Genomic DNA, 16,859 nt, shown 5'->3' on the forward strand with positions numbered 1-16,859 from the left:
ATGTCCGGCGAAATGCCGTGGGGCCGTATTTTGATCAGAACTGAGCCAGCATGCAAGCAAATATCCAGCTCGACGACACCGACGCCAGAATTCTTACGGCGCTGAGCGCCGACAGCCGTCGTTCGTACGCCGACGTCGCGGCCGAGGTGGGCCTGTCCACGGCCGCGGTGCACGAGCGCGTGAAGAAGATGCTCGAGCGCGGCGTGATCGAGCGCTTCTCGCTGCGCGTCGACCCCGAGCGCGTGGGCCTGCATTTCACGGCCTTCGTTGCCATCCGCAACGACGGCGGCGCGCACTGCCGCGACATCGCACCGCGCCTGCGCGAACTGCCCGAGGTGCTGGAGCTGCACAGCGTGGCCGGCGAGTACGACTTTCTCGCCAAGGTGCGCACCACGCACGCCCGCGGGCTCGAAGACGTGCTCTACCAGATCAAGGCCATTCCGGGCGTGGCGCGCACCACCAGCACCGTGGTGCTCAACACCGAGTTCGAAGAACGCCCGCTGCGCTGGCCGGGCAGCGCGCCCGCGGCCTGAGCCGGTACCGGTTCAGCCGCCGGCCACCAGCGAGGCCGCCAGGCGGTTGTGCCGCTCCACCAGCGGGCCCAGGTCCACGGTGGCGGTCTGGCCGTCTTTCACGAGCACGCGGCCATGCACCACCACGTGCCGCGCCGTGGGGCTCGCGCACAGGAGCAGCGCGGCCAGCGGGTCGTGCACCGCGCCGCCGGCCAGCGCCAGCGTGCCCAGGTCGAACAGCGCAAGGTCGGCGCAGCGGCCCGGCTGCAGCGAGCCGATGTCGTCGCGCCCGAGCACGCGCGCGCCGCCGCGCGTGGCCAGCCAGAGCGCGTCGCGCGCGGTCATCTCGGCCGGGCCCAGGTCGCAGCCGAAGAAACGGCGGCCCGCGCGCTCTTCGGGCGGCTGCATGGCGCGGCCCACGCGCGCGAGCAGCATGGCCTGGCGCGCTTCGTTGAGCAGGTGCGCGGCGTCGTTGCTGGCGCTGCCGTCCACGCCCAGGCCCACCGGAACGCCCGCGTTGCGCATGCGCCGCACCGGCGCGATGCCCGAGGCCAGGCGCATGTTGCTGCAGGGGCAGTGGGCCACGCCGGTGCGTGTGGCCGCGAACAGCGAAATGCCCTCGTCGTCGAGCCGCACGCAGTGCGCGTGCCACACGTCGTCGCCGAGCCAGCCCAGTTCCTGCGCGTACTGCGCGGGCGTCTTGTTGAACTTCTCGCGGCTGTAGGCGAGGTCGTGGTCGTTCTCGGCCAGGTGGGTGTGCAGGCGCACGCCCTGGCCCTTGAACGAGCGCGCGAGCGCGGCGCTCTCGCGCATGAGCGCGGGGCTCACCGAAAACGGCGAGCACGGCGCGAGCGCGACCTGCAGCAGCGCGCCCGGGCGCGGGTCGTGCCAGGCCTCGATCAGGCGCTGGCTGTCGCGCAGGATGTGGGCCTCGTCTTCCACCAGCGCGTCGGGCGGCAGGCCACCCGCACTCTCGCCCACGCTCATGCTGCCGCGCGTGGCCACGAAGCGCATGCCCACCGCCTGCGCGGCCTCGATGCTGTCATCGAGCCGCGCGCCATTGGGGAACAGGTAGAGGTGATCGCTCGACGTGGTGCAGCCCGACAGCAGCAGCTCGGCCATGGCCAGCTGGGTGGACACGCCGATCATCTCGGGCGTCAGGCGCGACCAGATCGGGTAGAGACCGCGCAACCAGCTGAAGAGTTCGGCGTCCTGCACGCCGGGCACGGCGCGCGTGAGGCTCTGGAACATGTGGTGGTGCGTGTTCACGAGGCCGGGCAGCACGATCTGCCCGCGCGCATCGATCACCTCGTCGGCCTGCTGCAAGGCCGGCGGCAGCTCGGCCGCGGGGCCTATCCATTCGATGAAGCCGTCGCGCGCGAACAGGCTGGCGTCGCGCCATTCGGCGCAGCGCGTGAGGTCGTCGTGGTCGAAGCAGGCGAGGTAGCTGGCGCGGTGGACGAGCAGGGTGGCCATGGGCGATCGCGGCCGGTGGGCCGGGGTGTGGACAATGCCGGGTTGGTCCGATTCTGTTCCATCGATCGCGCGGGGCCCTTGCCGGCCCACCGCCTCCCAAGCTTATGCCCCTGGTGAACGACCCCCGCGCCCTGCTGCGCCACCTCTACGATGCCGCGGTGCGCCGCGCGCTGCCGCTGCACAACACCGCCGCCTTCCTGCCGCCGCCGCCCAAGGGCCGCACGGTGGTGATCGGCGCGGGCAAGGCCGGTGGCGCCATGGCGCAGGCGGTGGAGGCGCTGTGGCCGGCCGATGCACCGTTGTCGGGGCTGGTGGTCACGCGCTACCACCACATCCCGCCGCGCCCCGCGGGCCTGCCCGAGCGCATCGAGGTGGTCGAGGCCTCGCACCCCGTGCCCGATGCCGCGGGTCTCGCGGCCGCGCAGCGCATCCTGAAGCTCGTGCAGGGCCTCACGGCCGACGACCTGGTGCTGTGCCTGATCTCGGGCGGCGGTTCGGCCTTGCTCACGCTGCCCGCCGAGGGCCTCACGCTCGACGACAAACAGCGCATCAACCGCGAGCTGCTGCTCAGCGGCGCGCACATCGGCGAGATGAACACGGTGCGCAAGCACCTCTCGCGCATCAAGGGCGGCCGGCTTGCCGCGGCCTGCGCGCCCGCGCAGGTGGTCACGCTCACCATCAGCGACGTGCCCGGCGACGACGTGAGCGTGATCGCCAGCGGCCCCACCGTGGCCGACGCCAGCACCTGCGCCGACGCGCTCGCCATCCTCGACCGCTACCGCATCGCCGTGCCCGCGCCGGTGCGCGCGGCGCTCGAACGCAGCGAGCTCGAAACGCCCAAGCCCGGCGATGCGCACCTGGCGGGCCACCACACGCACCTGATCGCCACGCCGCAGCAAAGCCTGGAGGCCGCGGCCGAGGCCGCGCGCGCGCTCGGCCTCCAGGCGCACATCCTGAGCGACGAGATCGAGGGCGAGTCGCGCGAGGTCGGCAAGGTGCACGCGGCGCTTGCGCGTTCGGTGGCGCTGGGCCGCAGCTGCTTCGAAGCACCCTGCGTGATCCTGAGCGGCGGCGAGACCACGGTGACGGTCAAGCCGCGCCCCGACGGCGCGCCCAAGGGCCGCGGCGGCCGCGCGGGCGAGTTCTGTCTGGGCCTGGCCCAGGCCCTGGGCGGCCAGGAACGCGTGTGGGCGCTCGCGGCCGACACCGACGGCATCGACGGCGTGGAGGACAACGCGGGCGCACTGGTCACGCCCGACACGCTCGCGCGCGCCGCGGCACTGGGCCACAAGGTGACCGACCACCTCGAACGCAACGACGCCTATGGCTACTTCGCGGCCATCGGCGACCTGGTGGTGACCGGGCCCACGCACACCAACGTCAACGATTTCCGCGCGTTGCTGATCCTCTGATCGCCACGCGCGGCCCGGGCGACGGGTGGCGGGGCGGCCTCGCGGACGCTGCAATATGCTGTACGCCCATACAGTACTGTTCCCGTGCCTGCCATGACCGACACCATCATCCCCGTGGGCCTGCTCAAGGGCCGCGGCGTGAGCTTTCGCCAGCCGCACCGCTTCGAATCCGCGCAGCGCAATCCCTTCGACGACGGCTGGGGCACGCTCGACGAGGCCCAGGCCGAAGCGCAGCCGGCGCCCGCCACCAGCGTGAGCTGGGAGGACGCGCGCAGCGCCATCACCACCAACGCCTCGCCCGACATCGGCTTCCTGCACGGGCTCAACCCCTACCGCGGCTGTGAGCACGGCTGCGTGTACTGCTACGCGCGGCCCAGCCACAGCTACCTCAACCTCTCCCCCGGTCTCGATTTCGAGACCCGGCTCATCGCCAAGCGCGGCCTCGCCGAGGTGCTCGCGCGCGAGCTGCAGCGCCCGGGCTACCGGCCCGAGCACATCGCCATCGGCACCGTGACCGACGCCTACCAGCCGATCGAGCGCGAACTCAGGCTCACGCGCGCCTGCCTGGAGGTGCTCGCGCGCGCCCAGCACCCGCTGGCCATCGTCACCAAGGGCAGCGGGGTCGAGCGCGACATCGACCTGCTCGCGCCCATGGGCGCGAACGGGCTGGCCGCGGTCTACGTCACGGTGACCACGCTCGATGCCCGGCTCGCGCGCGTGCTCGAACCGCGCGCGGCCGCGCCGCACCGGCGCCTGCGCACCATCCGCACCCTGGCCGAGGCCGGCATTCCCGTGGGCGTGAGCGTGTCGCCGCAGATCCCCTTCCTCAACGAAGACATGGAGCAGGTGCTCGAAGCCGCGCGCGAGGCCGGCGCGCGGCGCGCCTTCTACCAGGTGCTGCGCCTGCCCTGGGAGCTCTCGCCCATCTTCCGCCAGTGGCTCATGCAGCACTGCCCCGATCGCGCGGGTCGCGTGATGGCGCGCATCCAGGACATGCGCGGCGGCCAGGACTACGACAGCGACTTCGGCACCCGCATGAAAGGCAGCGGCCCCTGGGCCGACCTGCTGCGCCAGCGCTTCCACAAGGCCTGCACGCGCCTGGGTTACCAGCAGGAGCGCACGCCCTTCGACACCACGCGCTTCACGCCCGGGGCCTTGTCGGCCCAGGGTCAGCTGTTCTGATCGAGCAGCGCGAGCGCGTCGTCGGCCCAGTAGCGCACGGCGTTGTAGTAGCCCTCCCACACGCAGCCGTTGCAGCCGCGGCCACAGCAGGTGGTGGGCTCGGGCGGCGGCGCGCGCAGGGCCTGCTCGAGCGCGATGCCTTCGCGCTGCGCGCGGTGGCGCAGGTGCGCGATCAGCGCGTGCGCGGTGGCAAGGTCGGCCGGCATCAGGTCGGCGGCGCGGATGCGGCGGAAGCGCTTTTGCTCGAGGCCTTCGAACCGCCCCGTCTCGTTGAACATGGCCGCGGGCCGCACCCACAGGCCCTGGGCGCCGTAGAGCGCGCGGTACAGCACCAGCGGCTGCAGCGTCTCGCTGCAGCGCACGGTGTCGATCACCTCGTACCAGCCGCCCTTGTAGTGGCGGTACAGGCCCGGCGGGGTCGGGGTCAGCGGGGGCAGGTCGTGGTCGGTCACGCGGGGAGGGGGGCAGGGGAGGCAGGGGGGGCAGGGCGGTCGGGCGCGAGTGTAGGGTGTGGCCAGGCCGGGGGCGTGATGCGCGAGCGCGAGCGGCCTTCGCGCCAGGCCGCCTGCCACACGGGCAGCGTGGCGTGCGGGTCGTCGCCCAGGCCGCGCACCACGCAGGCCGTGGCCGCGCCCGTGGCCGCGGCCTGCGCCAGTTGCTCGGGCGCCAGGATGCCGCCGATCGCGACCACCGGCAGGCCCGCCATGCGCACCCACCAGGCGAGGTTGTCCAGGCCCTGCGGCACCCAGGGCATGGCCTTGGTGAGCGTGGGCCACACCGGGCCGCAGGCCACCATCGCGGGCGCCGCGCCGCGCGCGCGGCACAGTTCCCACAGGCTGTGCGAGCTCAGGCCGAGTTGCAGGCCCAGGGCCTGTGCGGCCGCGATGGCCGCACGCTCGGTCTCGTCGAGCGACAACCAGTCCTCCTGGCCCAGGTGCAGCGCGGGCGCGCCGATGGCGAGCGCGCTGCGCCAGTGGTCGTTGACCACCAGCGTGGCGCCGTGGGCCTGCGCAGCGCGCAGCGCCTCGCGCAACTCGGGCACGAGCGCGGGGTGGTCGCGTTCGGCCTTGATGCGCAATTGCACCAGCCGCGCGCCGGCCTCGGCGCAGGCGCGCACGCGCGCCGCGCTGTCGACGATGGCGTAGACGCCAGCATCGGGCCGCGCGTCGCGCGGCGGCACCCAGGGGATGCGGCGGTCGCCGCACGAGAGCACGGGCAGGTCGGCCGCGCTGGCGTGGTCGGGCAGGCGCGCGAGCACCGCGGCGTCGGCCGCGACCCAGCCCTGCGCGAGCGCGGCCTCGAAGCGCGCCGCGTGGTCGGCGGGCCCGCTGCGCGGGCGCGCCAGCCAGCCCTGCGCGTGCGGCGTGTCGAGCCAGTCGTGCGTGTCGCCCGTGATCACCACGGCCGCGGCGCCGCGCGCGCGCAGCACGCGCGCGAGCATGGGCACGGGCGTGTGGCCCGCGAGCAGGTTCAGCCGCGCGGCGGCTTCGCGCGCACCGATGCGCAGCACAGGCGATTCGCTCATGGCGGGCCTCATCCGATCAGCAGCGGCCGGCCGGCCACGGGTGTGCTGGCCACGGCCATGTCCTGCGGCGCCATCACGCCGGCCTCGAAGGCCAGGCGGCCCGCGCGCACCGCGTCGCCGAAGGCGGACGCCATGGCCACCGGGTCGCGCGCCTGCGACACGGCCGAGTTGAGCAGCACAGCGTCGAAGCCGAGCTCGAGCGCCTGCGCCGCGTGCGAGGGCGCGCCGATGCCGGCGTCGACCACCAGGGGCACGCCGGGCAGCCGCGCGCGCAGCGTGCGCAAGGCCCAGGGGTTGAGCAGGCCCTGGCCCGAGCCGATCGGCGCGCCCCAGGGCATGAGCAGTTCGCAGCCCGCATCGAGCAGGCGCTGGCAGCTCACGAGGTCGTCGGTGCAGTAGGGGAACACCGCGAAGCCCGCGCGCACGAGCTCGGTCGCGGCCTCGAGCGTGCCCCAGGGGTCGGGCTGCAGGGTGTGCTCGTCGCCCACCACCTCGAGCTTGATCCAGCGCGTGCCGTGCAGCTCGCGCGCCATGTGGGCCAGGGCCACGGCCTCGCGCGCGCTGCGGCAGCCCGCGGTGTTGGGCAGCAGGTGCAGGCCGCGCGCGCGCAGCTCGGTGAGCAACTCGCCCAGAAAGCCGTTGTCGCCCGCGGCCGCGAGCGTGCGCCGCAGTCCCACGGTGACCACCGCCGCGCCGCTGGCGGCGATCGCGTCGCGCAGCACCGCGGGTGAGGGGTAGCCCGCGGTGCCGATCATGAGGCGGCTGGGCAGGGCTTTGCCGTAGGCGGTCCAGGTCTCGGTTGCGGTGTTCACTTTCAGCCTCCAACGATGGCTTCGAACGTGACGACCACATCGCCCGCGCGCAGCGGCGTTTGCGCGCGTGCTTCGCGCGGCACGAAGCGCGCGTTGAGCGCGGTGGCCACGCGCGCGGGGTTCACGCCCTGCTGTTCGAGCAGGGCCGCGAGGGTGAGGCCTTCGGGGCAGGGCAGTGGATGGTCGTTGAAGTGCACGGTGGCCTCAGGCGGTGGCGGTGTCATGGGGGTTCTCCAGGCCCGCGGCGGCGAGCGCGTCCTGCACCAGCGCGGGGGCGATCAGCCAGCCGTGGCGGAACAGGCCGTTGAGGCGCAGCAGGCCGCTTTCGTGGTGCACGAAGGGCAGGTGGTCGGTGCGCGCGGGGCGCAGGTGGCTGTCCAGGCGCTCGATGCGCGCCTCGGCGAGTTCGGGCACCAGGCTGTGCGCGGCGCTCAGCAACTCCACGGTGCTGCGCAGGCTCGGCGCCGAGGTGTCTTCGCTTTCGATCTCGCTTGCGCCCACCACGATGCGTCCGCCCGGGCGCGGCACCAGGTAGACGCGGTGGCGCGGGTGCAGCAGGCGCAGCGGCCGCGCCAGTGGCACGCCGGGCGCGTGCAGCCACACGAGCTCGCCGCGCACGCCGCGCAGCGCCACCTGTGGCCGCGCGCCCAGGCCGCGCGTGTCCACCGCGAGCTCGCAGCGGTGTTCGCGGCCGTGGCTGTCGCGCAGGCGGCCCGGGTCCACGCTGCAAATGGCGGTGCCCCAATGCCAGCGCACGCCCGGGGCCTGCTCGGCCAGCGCCTGCAGCAGTTCGCCGGGCAGCACCTGGCCTTCGCCGGGCAGGTGCCAGGCCAGCAGGCCGGGCGCGAGCGCGGGTTCGAGCGCGCGCTGCTGCGCCGCGTCGAGCGGCTCGGGGGCCGGGGCTTCGGGCACGGCCGCGATGCGCGCCAGCACGCGCGCGGCCGCGCCGCGGTCGCTGCCGTGCGCGAGCAGCAGGCTGCCCTGTGTGCGCACCAAGGGCTCGGCGCCCCCGAGCGCGGCCCCGATGGCCTGCCAGCGCGGCAGCGAGCGCCAGCCGAGCCGCGCGATGCGCGCATCGGCGTGGTCGAGTTCGGCGATGGGGCTGAGCATGCCGGCGGCGCTGAAGCCCGCGGCGCCGGAACGCCCGCCTGGGGAACCCCCACCTGTATGGGCTGGGGGCGGTGGGCACGGCCCGTCGGCGGGGTCGAACACGCTCACCGAATGCCCGGCGTGCGCGAGTCGCCAGGCCATGAGCCGGCCCGCGACGCCCGCGCCCGCGATCGCGATGCGGGCCATGGCTCAGCCCTTCTTCAGCGTTTCGAGCGGCACGTAGAACGCGCCGCCCGCGGCCTTGAACGCGGCCGACTTCTCGGCCATGCCGCGCTCGGCGTACTCGCGCACGTCCTGCGTGATCTTCATCGAGCAGAACTTGGGGCCGCACATGGAGCAGAAGTGCGCTTCCTTGCTCGAGTCCTTGGGCAGGGTCTCGTCGTGGTAGGCCTCGGCGGTGTCGGGGTCGAGACCGAGCGCGAACTGGTCGCGCCAGCGGAACTCGAAGCGCGCCTTGCTCATGGCGTCGTCGCGCGCGCGTGCGCCCGGGTGGCCCTTGGCGATGTCGGCCGCGTGGGCCGCGATCTTGTAGGCGATGATGCCCTGCTTGACGTCGTCGCGGTCGGGCAGTCCCAGGTGTTCCTTGGGCGTCACGTAGCACAGCATGGCCGTGCCCATCCAGCCGATCATGGCCGCGCCGATCGCGCTGGCGATGTGGTCGTAGCCCGGGGCGATGTCGATGGTGAGCGGGCCCAGGGTGTAGAAGGGCGCCTCGTGGCAGTGCTTGAGCTGCTCGTCCATGTTGGCCTGGATCAGGTGCATGGGCACGTGGCCGGGGCCTTCGATCATGGTCTGCACATCGTGCTTCCACGCGATCTGCGTGAGTTCGCCGAGCGTGCGCAGCTCGGCGAATTGCGCCTCGTCGTTGGCGTCGGCGGCGCTGCCGGGGCGCAGGCCGTCGCCGAGCGAGAAGCTCACGTCGTAGGCCTTCATGATGTCGCAGATCTCTTCGAAGTGCGTGTAGAGGAAGTTCTCCTTGTGGTGCGTGATGCACCACTTGGCCAGGATGGAGCCGCCGCGCGAGACGATGCCGGTGCGCCGCTTCGTGGTGAGCGGAATGAAGGGCAGGCGCAGGCCCGCGTGGATGGTGAAGTAGTCCACGCCCTGTTCGGCCTGCTCGATCAGCGTGTCGCGGAACACCGCCCAGCTCAGGTCCTCGGCCACGCCGCCCACTTTTTCGAGCGCCTGGTAGATCGGCACGGTGCCGATGGGCACCGGTGAGTTGCGCACGATCCAATCGCGCGTGGTGTGGATGTTCCTGCCCGTGGACAGGTCCATCACGGTGTCGCCGCCCCAGCGGATCGACCACACGAGTTTTTCCACCTCTTCCTCGATGCTCGAGGTGACCGCCGAGTTGCCGATGTTGGCGTTGATCTTCACCCCGAAGTTGCGGCCGATGGCCATGGGCTCGAGCTCGGGGTGGTTGATGTTGGCGGGAATGATCGCGCGCCCGCGCGCCACCTCGTCGCGCACGAACTCGGGCGTGATCCGCTCGGGGATGCGCGCACCCATGGGGTTGCCGCGCAGGCGCGCCTCGCGCTCGGCGTCGCCCAGGTATTCCTGCATCCACTCGCGCTTGCCGTTCTCGCGGATCGCCACGTACTCCATCTCGGGCGTAACGATGCCCTGCCGCGCGTAGTGCATCTGGGTCACGTTGCGGCCGGTCCGGGCGCGGCGCGGCGTGCGCTGCAGCGCCGCGGCTTCGGCGCGCAGCGCGGCGAGGCGCTCGGTCGCACTTGAATTCGGGGCCTCGTGCTTCGCACCATCGTCGAGCGCCTGGCGTTCACGGCCCGCGTAGGCCTCGGTGTCGCCGCGGGCGTCGATCCAGGCTGCGCGCACCGGCGCCAGGCCCTGGCGCACGTCGATCTGCGCCGTGGGGTCGGTGTAGGGGCCCGAGGTGTCGTAGACCGTCACGCGCTCGCCGTTGGTGAGCGCGATCTCGCGCATGGGCACGCGAACACCCGGCAGTGCGCCGGGCACGAAGACCTTGGTGGAAGCGGGAAAGGGCTCGCGCGTCAGCGTGAGCAGCGGGGCAAAGGTGTCGGGGGCGTTCATGGCGGTCTCCAGAGGGCGGGCAAACACGGCGGGGTGTCTGCTCCGGAGGACCGCCAACGGGGGCGCGCCACGGGCCCTGCGCCCACCAAGGGCCTGGCCATGACACGCCCGGTGTGGGCATGCGCTCTTCTTTCGCCGGTACTAGCCGGATCAAGTTCACGGGTTCGGCTTCACAGCCATCTCAGCGCGGGCCTTTGCAGGCCGGTGCACCCCGGAGCAGCGCGCAGTGTACGCGGCAGCCGCGGGGGGCCGTCAAGTCAGGCCTTGCCGCAGGCTTGCAGGTAGCGCGGCTCGTTCTCGAGCACGTGGCCGCGCAGCAGCGCCGCGGCCTTCTTCGGGTCCTGGTCTTCCACCGCGTCGACCAGCACCTGGTGGCTGGACACCGCGTTGCTGATCGGCGAGCGGTGGCGCAGCGCCGTGAGCTGGTGGCGCAGCAGCTCGTAGCTCGCGCGCAGGTACTGGTTGTCGCAGCACTCGAAGAAGGCGTGGTGGAAGCTCATGTCGATGCGCGCGAGGGCCGGCAGGTCCTTGGCGCGCTCGGCCACCTTCATCTCCTTCACGCACTGCGCCATGCGCTGCAGCAGCGCCTGCGGGTGCGTGGCCATGGCCTCGCGCAGCGCCTCGATCTCGACCATGGCGCGGAACTGCAGCAGGTGTGCGAGCTGCTGCGGCGACAGCGTGAACACGAAGGTGCCGCGCTGCGGATGGATCTCGACCAGGCCCTGCGACTGCAGACGCACCAGCGCTTCGCGCACCGGCGTCTTGCTCACGCCCATGCGCGCCGCGAGCTGCGCCTCCGACACCTGTTCGCCCAGCTTCAGGTCGCCCGTGACGATGGCCTCGCGGATGCGTTCGCCCACCACATCGGTGAGCAGGCGGGGGCGTTGCAGTTCAAGGGCGGCGTTCATGGGGATGAGGCTCGTGAGGCCGCGAGTATAGGGTTATTGCTGATTTGAGATCTGAGATATCAGATACGATAGCCGACACCGCGTCAAGCAGAACAACCCGGAGACACGCCTTGAGCTCCCCGCCTTCCGCCGCGCCCGCGCATCCGCTGGCGCGCGCTTTCCTCGCCGCCAACCGCTGGGCGCTGATCGGCCTGCTCGGTGTGATGGCCGTGCTGGTCATCGGCAATGTGATCACGCGCTACGCGTTCGGCCATTCCTATCCCTGGGTGGAAGAGGCCACGCGCTACATGATGATCTGGGCCGCCTTCCTCGGCGCTGGTCCTGCGCTGCGCGTGGGCGGGCACATCGCGATCGACACCTTGCAGGTGGCGCTGCCGCCTGCGCTGGCGCGCCTGCTGCGCGCCCTCATCGTGCTCATCGTGGCGGCCACGCTGGCCCTGGTGCTGTGGCTGGGCATCGAATACGTGGACTTCGCCTGGTACCAGGAGTCGCCCGTGCTGGGCTGGTCGCTCGGCAAGGTCTACCTCGCGCTGCCGCTGGGCGCGGCGCTGATGCTGGTGCACCTGGCCATGGTGGCGCGGCGCTGGATTGTCCAGGGCGAATGGGAGCGGGTCGAGGGCTTCGACCCCCAGGCCCTCTGAGCACGGAGCACGCACGATGACGACCGTTCTCGGCCTGGTGTTTCTCGCCCTCATGGTGCTGGGCGCACCCATCGCCTTCGCCATGCTCATCGCCGGCCTCGTGGCCGTGTGGCTCAAGCCCGGCCTGAGCGAACTGGTGGTGATGCAGAACCTCTTCAGCGGCCTCGACAGCTTCCCGTTGATGGCCATTCCCTTCTTCATCCTCGCGGCCGAGCTCATGACCGGCGGTGCGCTCACCGACGTGCTGCTCAGGTTCGCCGCGCGGCTCGTGGGCATGCGCCGCGGCGGCCTGGGCCACGCCAACATCCTCACGCTCACCTTCTTCTCGGGCATCAGCGGCTCGGCGCTGGCCGACGCCGCAGGCCCGGGCGCCATGCTGATCAAGATGATGCGCAAGGCCGGCTACCAGGACGCGTACGCGGCCGCGCTCACCGCGAGCACCGCCATCGTGGGACCCATCATCCCGCCCTCGATCATCATGATCGTCTACGCGCTGACCGACACCAGCGTGACCATCACCGGCCTGTTCCTGGCGGGCGTGGTGCCGGGCTTTCTGATCGCGCTCTCGCTCATGGTGGTCAACCACTGGATCAGCGTGAAGCGCGACTACCGATCTTCGCCCGACCTGATCGACCCTGCGCCGCTGCTGCGCCTGTTCTGGCGCGCGCTGCCCGCGCTCATGCTGCCGGTGATCATCCTGGGCGGCATCCACCTGGGCATCTTCACGCCCACCGAGGCTTCGGCCGCCGCGGTGCTCTACGCGCTGATTGTGGGCCGCTACGTGTACGGCACGCTGCGCTGGTCCATGCTGCCCGACATCCTGTTCCGCTCGGCGCTGATGACCGCGTCCATCCTGTTCATCGTCGCGACCTCGGCGGTGTTCGCGTGGGTGCTCACGGTGGGTCAGATCCCGCAGCAGATGGCGGCCTGGATCGCGGGCATGCAGCTCTCGCCGATCGAGCTGCTGATCGCGATCAACGTGCTGTTGCTGCTCGTGGGCATCTTCATCGAGCCGCTGCCGGGCGTGATGATCATGGTGCCCATCCTCGCACCGCTGGCCGAGGCCGCGGGCCTGAACCCGCTGCACTTCGCGATCGTGGTGATCGTGAACCTCACGCTGGGCATGGTCACCCCGCCCGTGGGCGGCCTGCTGTTCGTCACTTCGGCCGTCTCGGGCGTGCGCATGGGCCCCATGGTGCGCGAGATGGCGCCCATGCTGGCGGCGCTGTTCACCGTGCTCGCGCTGCTCACCTTCGTGCCCGCTTTCTCCACCTGGCTGCCCAACCTGCTGGGCTACGCCCACTGACCCTTCCCCCAAGACCCACCACCGCAAGGAGACATCCCGTGAAACTGCACCGCAAGCACTTCCTGACCGCCGTGGCCGCCGCTGCGCTGGCCTTCGGCGCCGGCCCGGCCTTCGCGCAGAAGGTGCTCAAGTACACGCACTTCCAGCCCGCGGGCAACGACCAGCCCAAGCACGCCGCCGCGCTCGCCTTCAAGGAGCACGTGGAGAAGGCCACCAACGGCTCGATCAAGGTCGAGCTCTACCCCGCGGGCCAGCTCGGTCCCGCGCAGCAGGTCATGGAAGGCCTGCGCCTGGGCTCGGTGGAGCTCGCCGTGGTGCACGACGGCGGCATCCCCGGCGTCTACAAGACCTTCAACATCTTCGGCCTGCCCTTCCTGTTCAACGACCACGCGCACGCCTACGCGGTGCTCGACGGCAAGTTCGGCCAGGAGCTGGCAGAAGACATGCGCAAGCGCACGGGCATCCGCCTGATGGGCTACGCGGACAACGGCATCCGGCACTTCACCAACAGCAAGCGCGCCATCCGCACGCCCGAGGACATGAAGGGCCTGAAGATCCGCGTGCAGCCCAGCCCGGTGTTCGTGAAGCTGGTCGAATCGCTGGGCGCGAGCCCGACCGCGATCGATTGGGGCGAGCTGCCCGCCGCGCTCGCGCAAGGCACGGCCGATGGCCAGGAGAACGGCGTCACCAACATCATGGCGGCCAGCCTGTTCCAGCACCAGAAGCACATCACGCTCGACGGCCACGTGTACAGCCTGCACGCCTACATGGTGAGCGAGCGTTTCTTTAACGGCCTGAGTGCCGCGGAGAAGCAGGCCGTGACCGAGGGCGTGGACAAGGCCAAGAAGATCCACCGCGACATGACGCGCGCGCAAGACCTCTCGGCCAAGAAGGTGCTGACCGAGAAGGGCATGACGGTGACCGAGCTCACGCCGGCCGAGATCGACCGCTTCCGCAAGGTCGCCCAGCCCGTGGTGCGCGCCTACCTCGAAGCCGAGGTGAGCAAGGAGTGGACCGAGAAGCTGCTGCAGGCCGCGGCGACCACCAAGTGAGCGGGCGTCCGACCCTCGACCGCCTGGTGGTGGCCCTGGACGACGGCTACGCCGCCTACGACCAGGAAGAGGCGCTGCTGGCCGAGGTGGGCGCGCGCTTCGAGCTGCGCCCCTGCCGCCGCAACGAAGACGCGGCCATCGCCTCGGTGGCCGACGCCGACGTGCTGCTGGTGCGCGAGTCGCCGGTGACGCGGCGCGTGCTCGAGGCCGCGCCGCGCTGCCGCGCGGTGATCCGCTACGGCATCGGCGTGGACAACATCGACCAGGCCGCCGCGCGCGAGCGCCGCATTGCGGTGGCCAACGTGCCCGACTACGGCACCGACGAGGTCAGCTCGCAGGCCGTGGCGCTCGCGCTCGCGGTTTCGCGCCGCATCGGCCTGCACGACGCCGAGGTGCGCGCGGGCCGCTGGTCCACCGGCGTGCTGCAGCCCATGTACCGGCTGCGCGGCCGCACCCTGGGCCTGGTGGGCTTCGGCCGCATCGCGCGCATGACGCTGGACAAGCTCGCGGGCTTCGGCTTCGGCCGCGTGCTGGTGCACGACCCCAAGAGCGAGCTGCCCGCGGGCGTGCAGCGCGTGGACATGGACACGCTGTGTGCCGAGGCCGATGTGATCTCGCTGCACGCGCCGCTCAACGAACACACGCGCCACCTGCTCGATGCGCGCCGCATCGGCCTGATGCGGCCCACCGCCATCGTGGTGAACACCGCGCGCGGCGGGCTGGTCGACACGCAGGCGCTGTACGAAGCGCTGCGCGAGCGCCGCATCCTGGGCGCGGGGCTCGATGTGTTCGAGCAGGAGCCGCCGGGCGCGCACCCCATCTTCACGCTGGACAACGTGGTGGTGACCAACCACATGGGCTGGTACAGCGAAGAAGCCATGCGCGAGCTGCAACGCAAGACCGCGCTGGAGGCCGCGCGCGTGCTGCGTGGCGAAGAACCCCTGCACTGGCTCAACCGCTGGTGAATTCCTGAACGACGACTGGAGTGGAAATGGACAAGCAATTGCAGACCCTGATCGACGGCTTCAACCAGGTGGCCGTGGCCTCGGTGGCCGACGCCGTGGACAAGGTCTGTGGCCGCCGTGGCTACATGGCGAGCGACATCAAGCCGCGCATCAACGACAAGCGCATCTGCGGCCCGGCGGCCACGGTGCTCGAAGCGGCCACCGATGAATTCGTACCGCCGCAGCACGCGCTGGACCTGATCGACGAGGCCGAGGCCGGCAGCGTGATCGTGATCAGCATCGAAGGCGGCGAGCCCGATGTGGCGGTGTGGGGCGGGCTGATGACCGCGGGCGCGGTGGCCAATGGCCACGCGGGTGCGGTGCTCGACGGCGGCGTGCGCGACCTCACCGAGATCCGGCGCGACTACGGCTTTCCCGTGTACGCGCGCGACGTGAGCCCCGCCACCACGCTGGGCCGCTACCGCACCGTGGCCTCGCAGGTGCCGGTGCGCGTGGCCGGTGTGATCGTGCACCCGGGCGACATCGTGGTGGGCGACGTGGACGGCGTGGTGGTGGTGCCGCGCGAGCAGGCCGCCGAGGTGCTGCGCGTGGCGCGCGAGATCGACGAGCGCGAGCTCGAGCAGGCCCGACTCATCATCGCCGAGAAGTCGCTGCGCAAGGGCCTTGCCAAATATGGCCGCATCTGAGCCCAAGCCAGCCACGCCCGGGGCCGCGGACATCGTGGCCTACGGCGAGGCCATGGTGGAGTTCAACCAGACCGGCGAGGGCGGCGGGCGTCAGTACCTGCAGGGCTTTGGCGGCGACACCTCGAACTTCGCCATTGCCGCGGCGCGCCAGGGTGCGCGCGTGGCCTACCTGAGCGCGCTCGGCGACGACCCCTACGGCGCGATGCTGCGCCGCCTGTGGGATGAGGAGGGCGTGGACCACACGCACGTGGCCACCGACCCGGCCGCGTTCAGCGCGATCTACTTCGTCACGCACGGCGAGCGCGGCCACCAGTTCAGCTTCTTCCGCACCGGCTCGGCCGCGAGCCGCATGACGCCCGCCACGCTGCCGCGTGCGCCCATCGAGGCCGCGCGTGTGCTGCACCTGTCGGGCATCTCGCTCGCGATCTCGCCCAGCGCCTGCGACGCGGGCTACGCCGCGATCGACTGTGCGCGCGCCGCGGGCACCTGGGTCTCGTTCGACACCAACCTGCGCCTGAAACTGTGGAGCGTGCAGCGCGCGCGCGCCGTCATGAGCGACGTGATCGGCCTGTGCGACATCTGCCTGCCCAGCTACGACGACGTGGTCGCCATCACCGGCCTGACCGAGCCCCATGCGCTGGTGGACCATTGCCTGCGCCTGGGCGCAAAGACGGTCGCGCTCAAGCTCGGCGAGCAGGGCGCGATCGTGGCCAGCGCGCACGAGCGCCACCGCATTGCGCCCGCGGCCTGCCGGCCGGTGGACGCCACCGGGGCGGGGGATGCGTTCGGCGGCGCCTTCGTGGCGCGCCTGGTGGCCGGTGACGACCTGGCCAGCGCGGGGCGTTACGCGGCCACGGTGGCGGCGCTGTCGACCGAGGGCTACGGCGCGGTGGCGCCGATCCCGCGCGCTGCGCAGGTGCGCGCACTCACACAGGCCGCAAGCCATCCCGCGGCGGATCGACCGCGCTCAGCCGGCTGAGCTTGCGTCGGGCGCCGGGGCTGAGCCGCGCGAGCGTGCGCACGACCTCGGCCGTCGACACCGCCTGGGCGTTGCGGGGCAAGTGGGATCGTGCCTGCGCCAGCACCTCCGCATTGCCCTGCACCCAGCCGATGCCGTCCACGATGCCGCGAAGGATGTGGGGCGCGGCCGCCGCGGCGGTGTCGCGCAAGCGCTCTCGGGCGCGCTGCTCGGCCAGGGCATCGAGTGCGCGCAGGCC

At 71.8% G+C, this 16,859-nt stretch carries 18 protein-coding genes, 1 pseudogene and 1 riboswitch; of the genes and pseudogenes, 9 read left to right on the forward strand and 10 right to left on the reverse strand.

All coding sequences use genetic code 11. The annotated features are described in order from the left end of the window. Window positions 1-50: 50 nt before the first annotated feature. Window positions 51-533 (forward strand): Lrp/AsnC family transcriptional regulator, encoded by a 483-nt coding sequence (locus G9Q37_RS01220; protein ID WP_166223365.1) that lies wholly within the window; start codon window positions 51-53, stop codon window positions 531-533. Between the two features lie 12 nt (window positions 534-545). On the opposite strand, the gene G9Q37_RS01225 is transcribed toward G9Q37_RS01220, so the two are convergent. Beyond that, window positions 546-1,988 (reverse strand): 8-oxoguanine deaminase, encoded by a 1,443-nt coding sequence (locus G9Q37_RS01225; RefSeq protein ID WP_166223368.1) that lies wholly within the window; start codon window positions 1,986-1,988, stop codon window positions 546-548. A gap of 104 nt (window positions 1,989-2,092) precedes the next feature. Here G9Q37_RS01225 and G9Q37_RS01230 point away from each other — a divergent pair, with 104 nt between their 5' ends. Together G9Q37_RS01230 and G9Q37_RS01235 are read left to right on the forward strand one after the other, a co-directional pair. Continuing rightward, window positions 2,093-3,400, forward strand: a complete 1,308-nt coding sequence (locus tag G9Q37_RS01230) for a glycerate kinase type-2 family protein (RefSeq protein WP_166223371.1) — start codon at window positions 2,093-2,095, stop codon at window positions 3,398-3,400. 93 nt (window positions 3,401-3,493) lie between these two features. Beyond that, a complete protein-coding gene (locus G9Q37_RS01235) occupies window positions 3,494-4,582 on the forward strand; it encodes a PA0069 family radical SAM protein (RefSeq protein WP_166223374.1) in 1,089 nt (362 codons plus the stop codon). Here the strand turns inward: G9Q37_RS01235 and G9Q37_RS21740 are convergent. The 8 genes and pseudogenes from G9Q37_RS21740 to G9Q37_RS01270 all read right to left on the reverse strand — a co-directional run bounded on the left by G9Q37_RS21740 (window position 4,570) and on the right by G9Q37_RS01270 (window position 10,992). Further along, complete coding sequence (locus G9Q37_RS21740) at window positions 4,570-4,788, reverse strand: oxidoreductase-like domain-containing protein (RefSeq protein WP_205710754.1); 219 nt, start codon at window positions 4,786-4,788, stop codon at window positions 4,570-4,572. The genes G9Q37_RS01235 and G9Q37_RS21740 overlap by 13 nt on opposite strands. 18 nt (window positions 4,789-4,806) lie before the next feature. Continuing rightward, window positions 4,807-5,034: pseudogene (locus G9Q37_RS21745) on the reverse strand (DUF1653 domain-containing protein); the annotation flags it as partial. After that, entirely contained in the window at window positions 5,031-6,107 is a 1,077-nt protein-coding gene (locus G9Q37_RS01245; protein WP_166223380.1) for a thiamine phosphate synthase, read from the reverse strand. The pseudogene G9Q37_RS21745 and the gene G9Q37_RS01245, both read right to left, overlap by 4 nt. Before the next feature lie 8 nt (window positions 6,108-6,115). Next, a complete protein-coding gene (locus G9Q37_RS01250; protein ID WP_240936697.1) occupies window positions 6,116-6,862 on the reverse strand; it encodes a thiazole synthase in 747 nt (248 codons plus the stop codon). Between the two features lie 59 nt (window positions 6,863-6,921). Further along, window positions 6,922-7,143, reverse strand: coding sequence for a sulfur carrier protein ThiS (thiS, locus tag G9Q37_RS01255; protein WP_166223386.1), 222 nt, complete (start codon window positions 7,141-7,143; stop codon window positions 6,922-6,924). Further along, window positions 7,124-8,215 carry an FAD-dependent oxidoreductase gene (locus tag G9Q37_RS01260; protein ID WP_166223389.1) on the reverse strand — a complete coding sequence of 364 codons (1,092 nt, stop codon included), beginning with the start codon at window positions 8,213-8,215 and terminating at the stop codon, window positions 7,124-7,126. Before G9Q37_RS01260 ends, thiS begins: the two co-directional genes overlap by 20 nt. 3 nt (window positions 8,216-8,218) lie before the next feature. Further along, on the reverse strand, window positions 8,219-10,084 hold the full coding sequence (gene thiC / locus G9Q37_RS01265) for a phosphomethylpyrimidine synthase ThiC (RefSeq protein ID WP_166223392.1): 1,866 nt from the start codon (window positions 10,082-10,084) through the stop codon (window positions 8,219-8,221). A gap of 110 nt (window positions 10,085-10,194) precedes the next feature. After that, a riboswitch (TPP riboswitch) is annotated at window positions 10,195-10,308 on the reverse strand. A 33-nt stretch (window positions 10,309-10,341) separates the two neighbouring features. Beyond that, the gene (locus G9Q37_RS01270; protein WP_166223396.1) at window positions 10,342-10,992 is read right to left on the reverse strand and encodes a GntR family transcriptional regulator; all 651 of its coding nucleotides are present in this window, start codon (window positions 10,990-10,992) and stop codon (window positions 10,342-10,344) included. A gap of 110 nt (window positions 10,993-11,102) precedes the next feature. Here G9Q37_RS01270 and G9Q37_RS01275 point away from each other — a divergent pair, with 110 nt between their 5' ends. The 6 genes from G9Q37_RS01275 to G9Q37_RS01300 are packed head-to-tail and all read left to right on the forward strand — an operon-like array spanning window position 11,103 to window position 16,621. Next, on the forward strand, window positions 11,103-11,633 hold the full coding sequence (locus G9Q37_RS01275) for a TRAP transporter small permease (protein ID WP_240936474.1): 531 nt from the start codon (window positions 11,103-11,105) through the stop codon (window positions 11,631-11,633). 16 nt (window positions 11,634-11,649) lie between these two features. Then, window positions 11,650-12,939: a TRAP transporter large permease gene (locus G9Q37_RS01280; RefSeq protein WP_166223399.1), complete on the forward strand. Its 1,290-nt coding sequence runs from the start codon at window positions 11,650-11,652 to the stop codon at window positions 12,937-12,939. Between the two features lie 38 nt (window positions 12,940-12,977). After that, a complete protein-coding gene (locus G9Q37_RS01285; protein ID WP_240936475.1) occupies window positions 12,978-13,991 on the forward strand; it encodes a TRAP transporter substrate-binding protein in 1,014 nt (337 codons plus the stop codon). Further along, window positions 13,988-14,956: a C-terminal binding protein gene (locus G9Q37_RS01290; protein ID WP_166223402.1), complete on the forward strand. Its 969-nt coding sequence runs from the start codon at window positions 13,988-13,990 to the stop codon at window positions 14,954-14,956. The genes G9Q37_RS01285 and G9Q37_RS01290 overlap by 4 nt, the downstream gene beginning before the upstream one ends. Window positions 14,957-14,982: 26 nt before the next feature. After that, complete coding sequence (locus G9Q37_RS01295; RefSeq protein ID WP_166223405.1) at window positions 14,983-15,642, forward strand: RraA family protein; 660 nt, start codon at window positions 14,983-14,985, stop codon at window positions 15,640-15,642. Next, window positions 15,629-16,621, forward strand: coding sequence for a sugar kinase (locus G9Q37_RS01300; RefSeq protein WP_166223408.1), 993 nt, complete (start codon window positions 15,629-15,631; stop codon window positions 16,619-16,621). The genes G9Q37_RS01295 and G9Q37_RS01300 overlap by 14 nt, the downstream gene beginning before the upstream one ends. Here G9Q37_RS01300 and G9Q37_RS01305 read toward each other — a convergent pair. Then, window positions 16,569-16,811, reverse strand: a complete 243-nt coding sequence (locus G9Q37_RS01305) for a hypothetical protein (protein WP_166223411.1) — start codon at window positions 16,809-16,811, stop codon at window positions 16,569-16,571. The two genes, G9Q37_RS01300 and G9Q37_RS01305, sit on opposite strands and share 53 nt — an antisense overlap. Window positions 16,812-16,859 lie beyond the last annotated feature (48 nt).

It is taken from the genome of Hydrogenophaga crocea, assembly GCF_011388215.1.
GTDB classification, from domain to species: Bacteria; Pseudomonadota; Gammaproteobacteria; order Burkholderiales; family Burkholderiaceae_C; genus Hydrogenophaga; species Hydrogenophaga crocea.

What these genes read in the sequence shown, in the direction of transcription:
- G9Q37_RS01250 (WP_240936697.1), bottom strand. Translation starts at nt 6,862, where the DNA reads ATGATCGGCACCGCGGGCTACCCCTCACCCGCGGTGCTGCGCGACGCG.
- G9Q37_RS01270 (WP_166223396.1), bottom strand. Translation starts at nt 10,992, where the DNA reads ATGAACGCCGCCCTTGAACTGCAACGCCCCCGCCTGCTCACCGATGTG.
- G9Q37_RS01225 (WP_166223368.1), bottom strand. Translation starts at nt 1,988, where the DNA reads ATGGCCACCCTGCTCGTCCACCGCGCCAGCTACCTCGCCTGCTTCGAC.
- G9Q37_RS01245 (WP_166223380.1), bottom strand. Translation starts at nt 6,107, where the DNA reads ATGAGCGAATCGCCTGTGCTGCGCATCGGTGCGCGCGAAGCCGCCGCG.
- thiS (WP_166223386.1), bottom strand. Translation starts at nt 7,143, where the DNA reads ATGACACCGCCACCGCCTGAGGCCACCGTGCACTTCAACGACCATCCA.
- G9Q37_RS01220 (WP_166223365.1), top strand. Translation starts at nt 51, where the DNA reads ATGCAAGCAAATATCCAGCTCGACGACACCGACGCCAGAATTCTTACG.
- G9Q37_RS01235 (WP_166223374.1), top strand. Translation starts at nt 3,494, where the DNA reads ATGACCGACACCATCATCCCCGTGGGCCTGCTCAAGGGCCGCGGCGTG.
- thiC (WP_166223392.1), bottom strand. Translation starts at nt 10,084, where the DNA reads ATGAACGCCCCCGACACCTTTGCCCCGCTGCTCACGCTGACGCGCGAG.
- G9Q37_RS01280 (WP_166223399.1), top strand. Translation starts at nt 11,650, where the DNA reads ATGACGACCGTTCTCGGCCTGGTGTTTCTCGCCCTCATGGTGCTGGGC.
- G9Q37_RS01230 (WP_166223371.1), top strand. Translation starts at nt 2,093, where the DNA reads ATGCCCCTGGTGAACGACCCCCGCGCCCTGCTGCGCCACCTCTACGAT.
- G9Q37_RS01260 (WP_166223389.1), bottom strand. Translation starts at nt 8,215, where the DNA reads ATGGCCCGCATCGCGATCGCGGGCGCGGGCGTCGCGGGCCGGCTCATG.
- G9Q37_RS01300 (WP_166223408.1), top strand. Translation starts at nt 15,629, where the DNA reads ATGGCCGCATCTGAGCCCAAGCCAGCCACGCCCGGGGCCGCGGACATC.
- G9Q37_RS01295 (WP_166223405.1), top strand. Translation starts at nt 14,983, where the DNA reads ATGGACAAGCAATTGCAGACCCTGATCGACGGCTTCAACCAGGTGGCC.
- G9Q37_RS21740 (WP_205710754.1), bottom strand. Translation starts at nt 4,788, where the DNA reads ATGCCGGCCGACCTTGCCACCGCGCACGCGCTGATCGCGCACCTGCGC.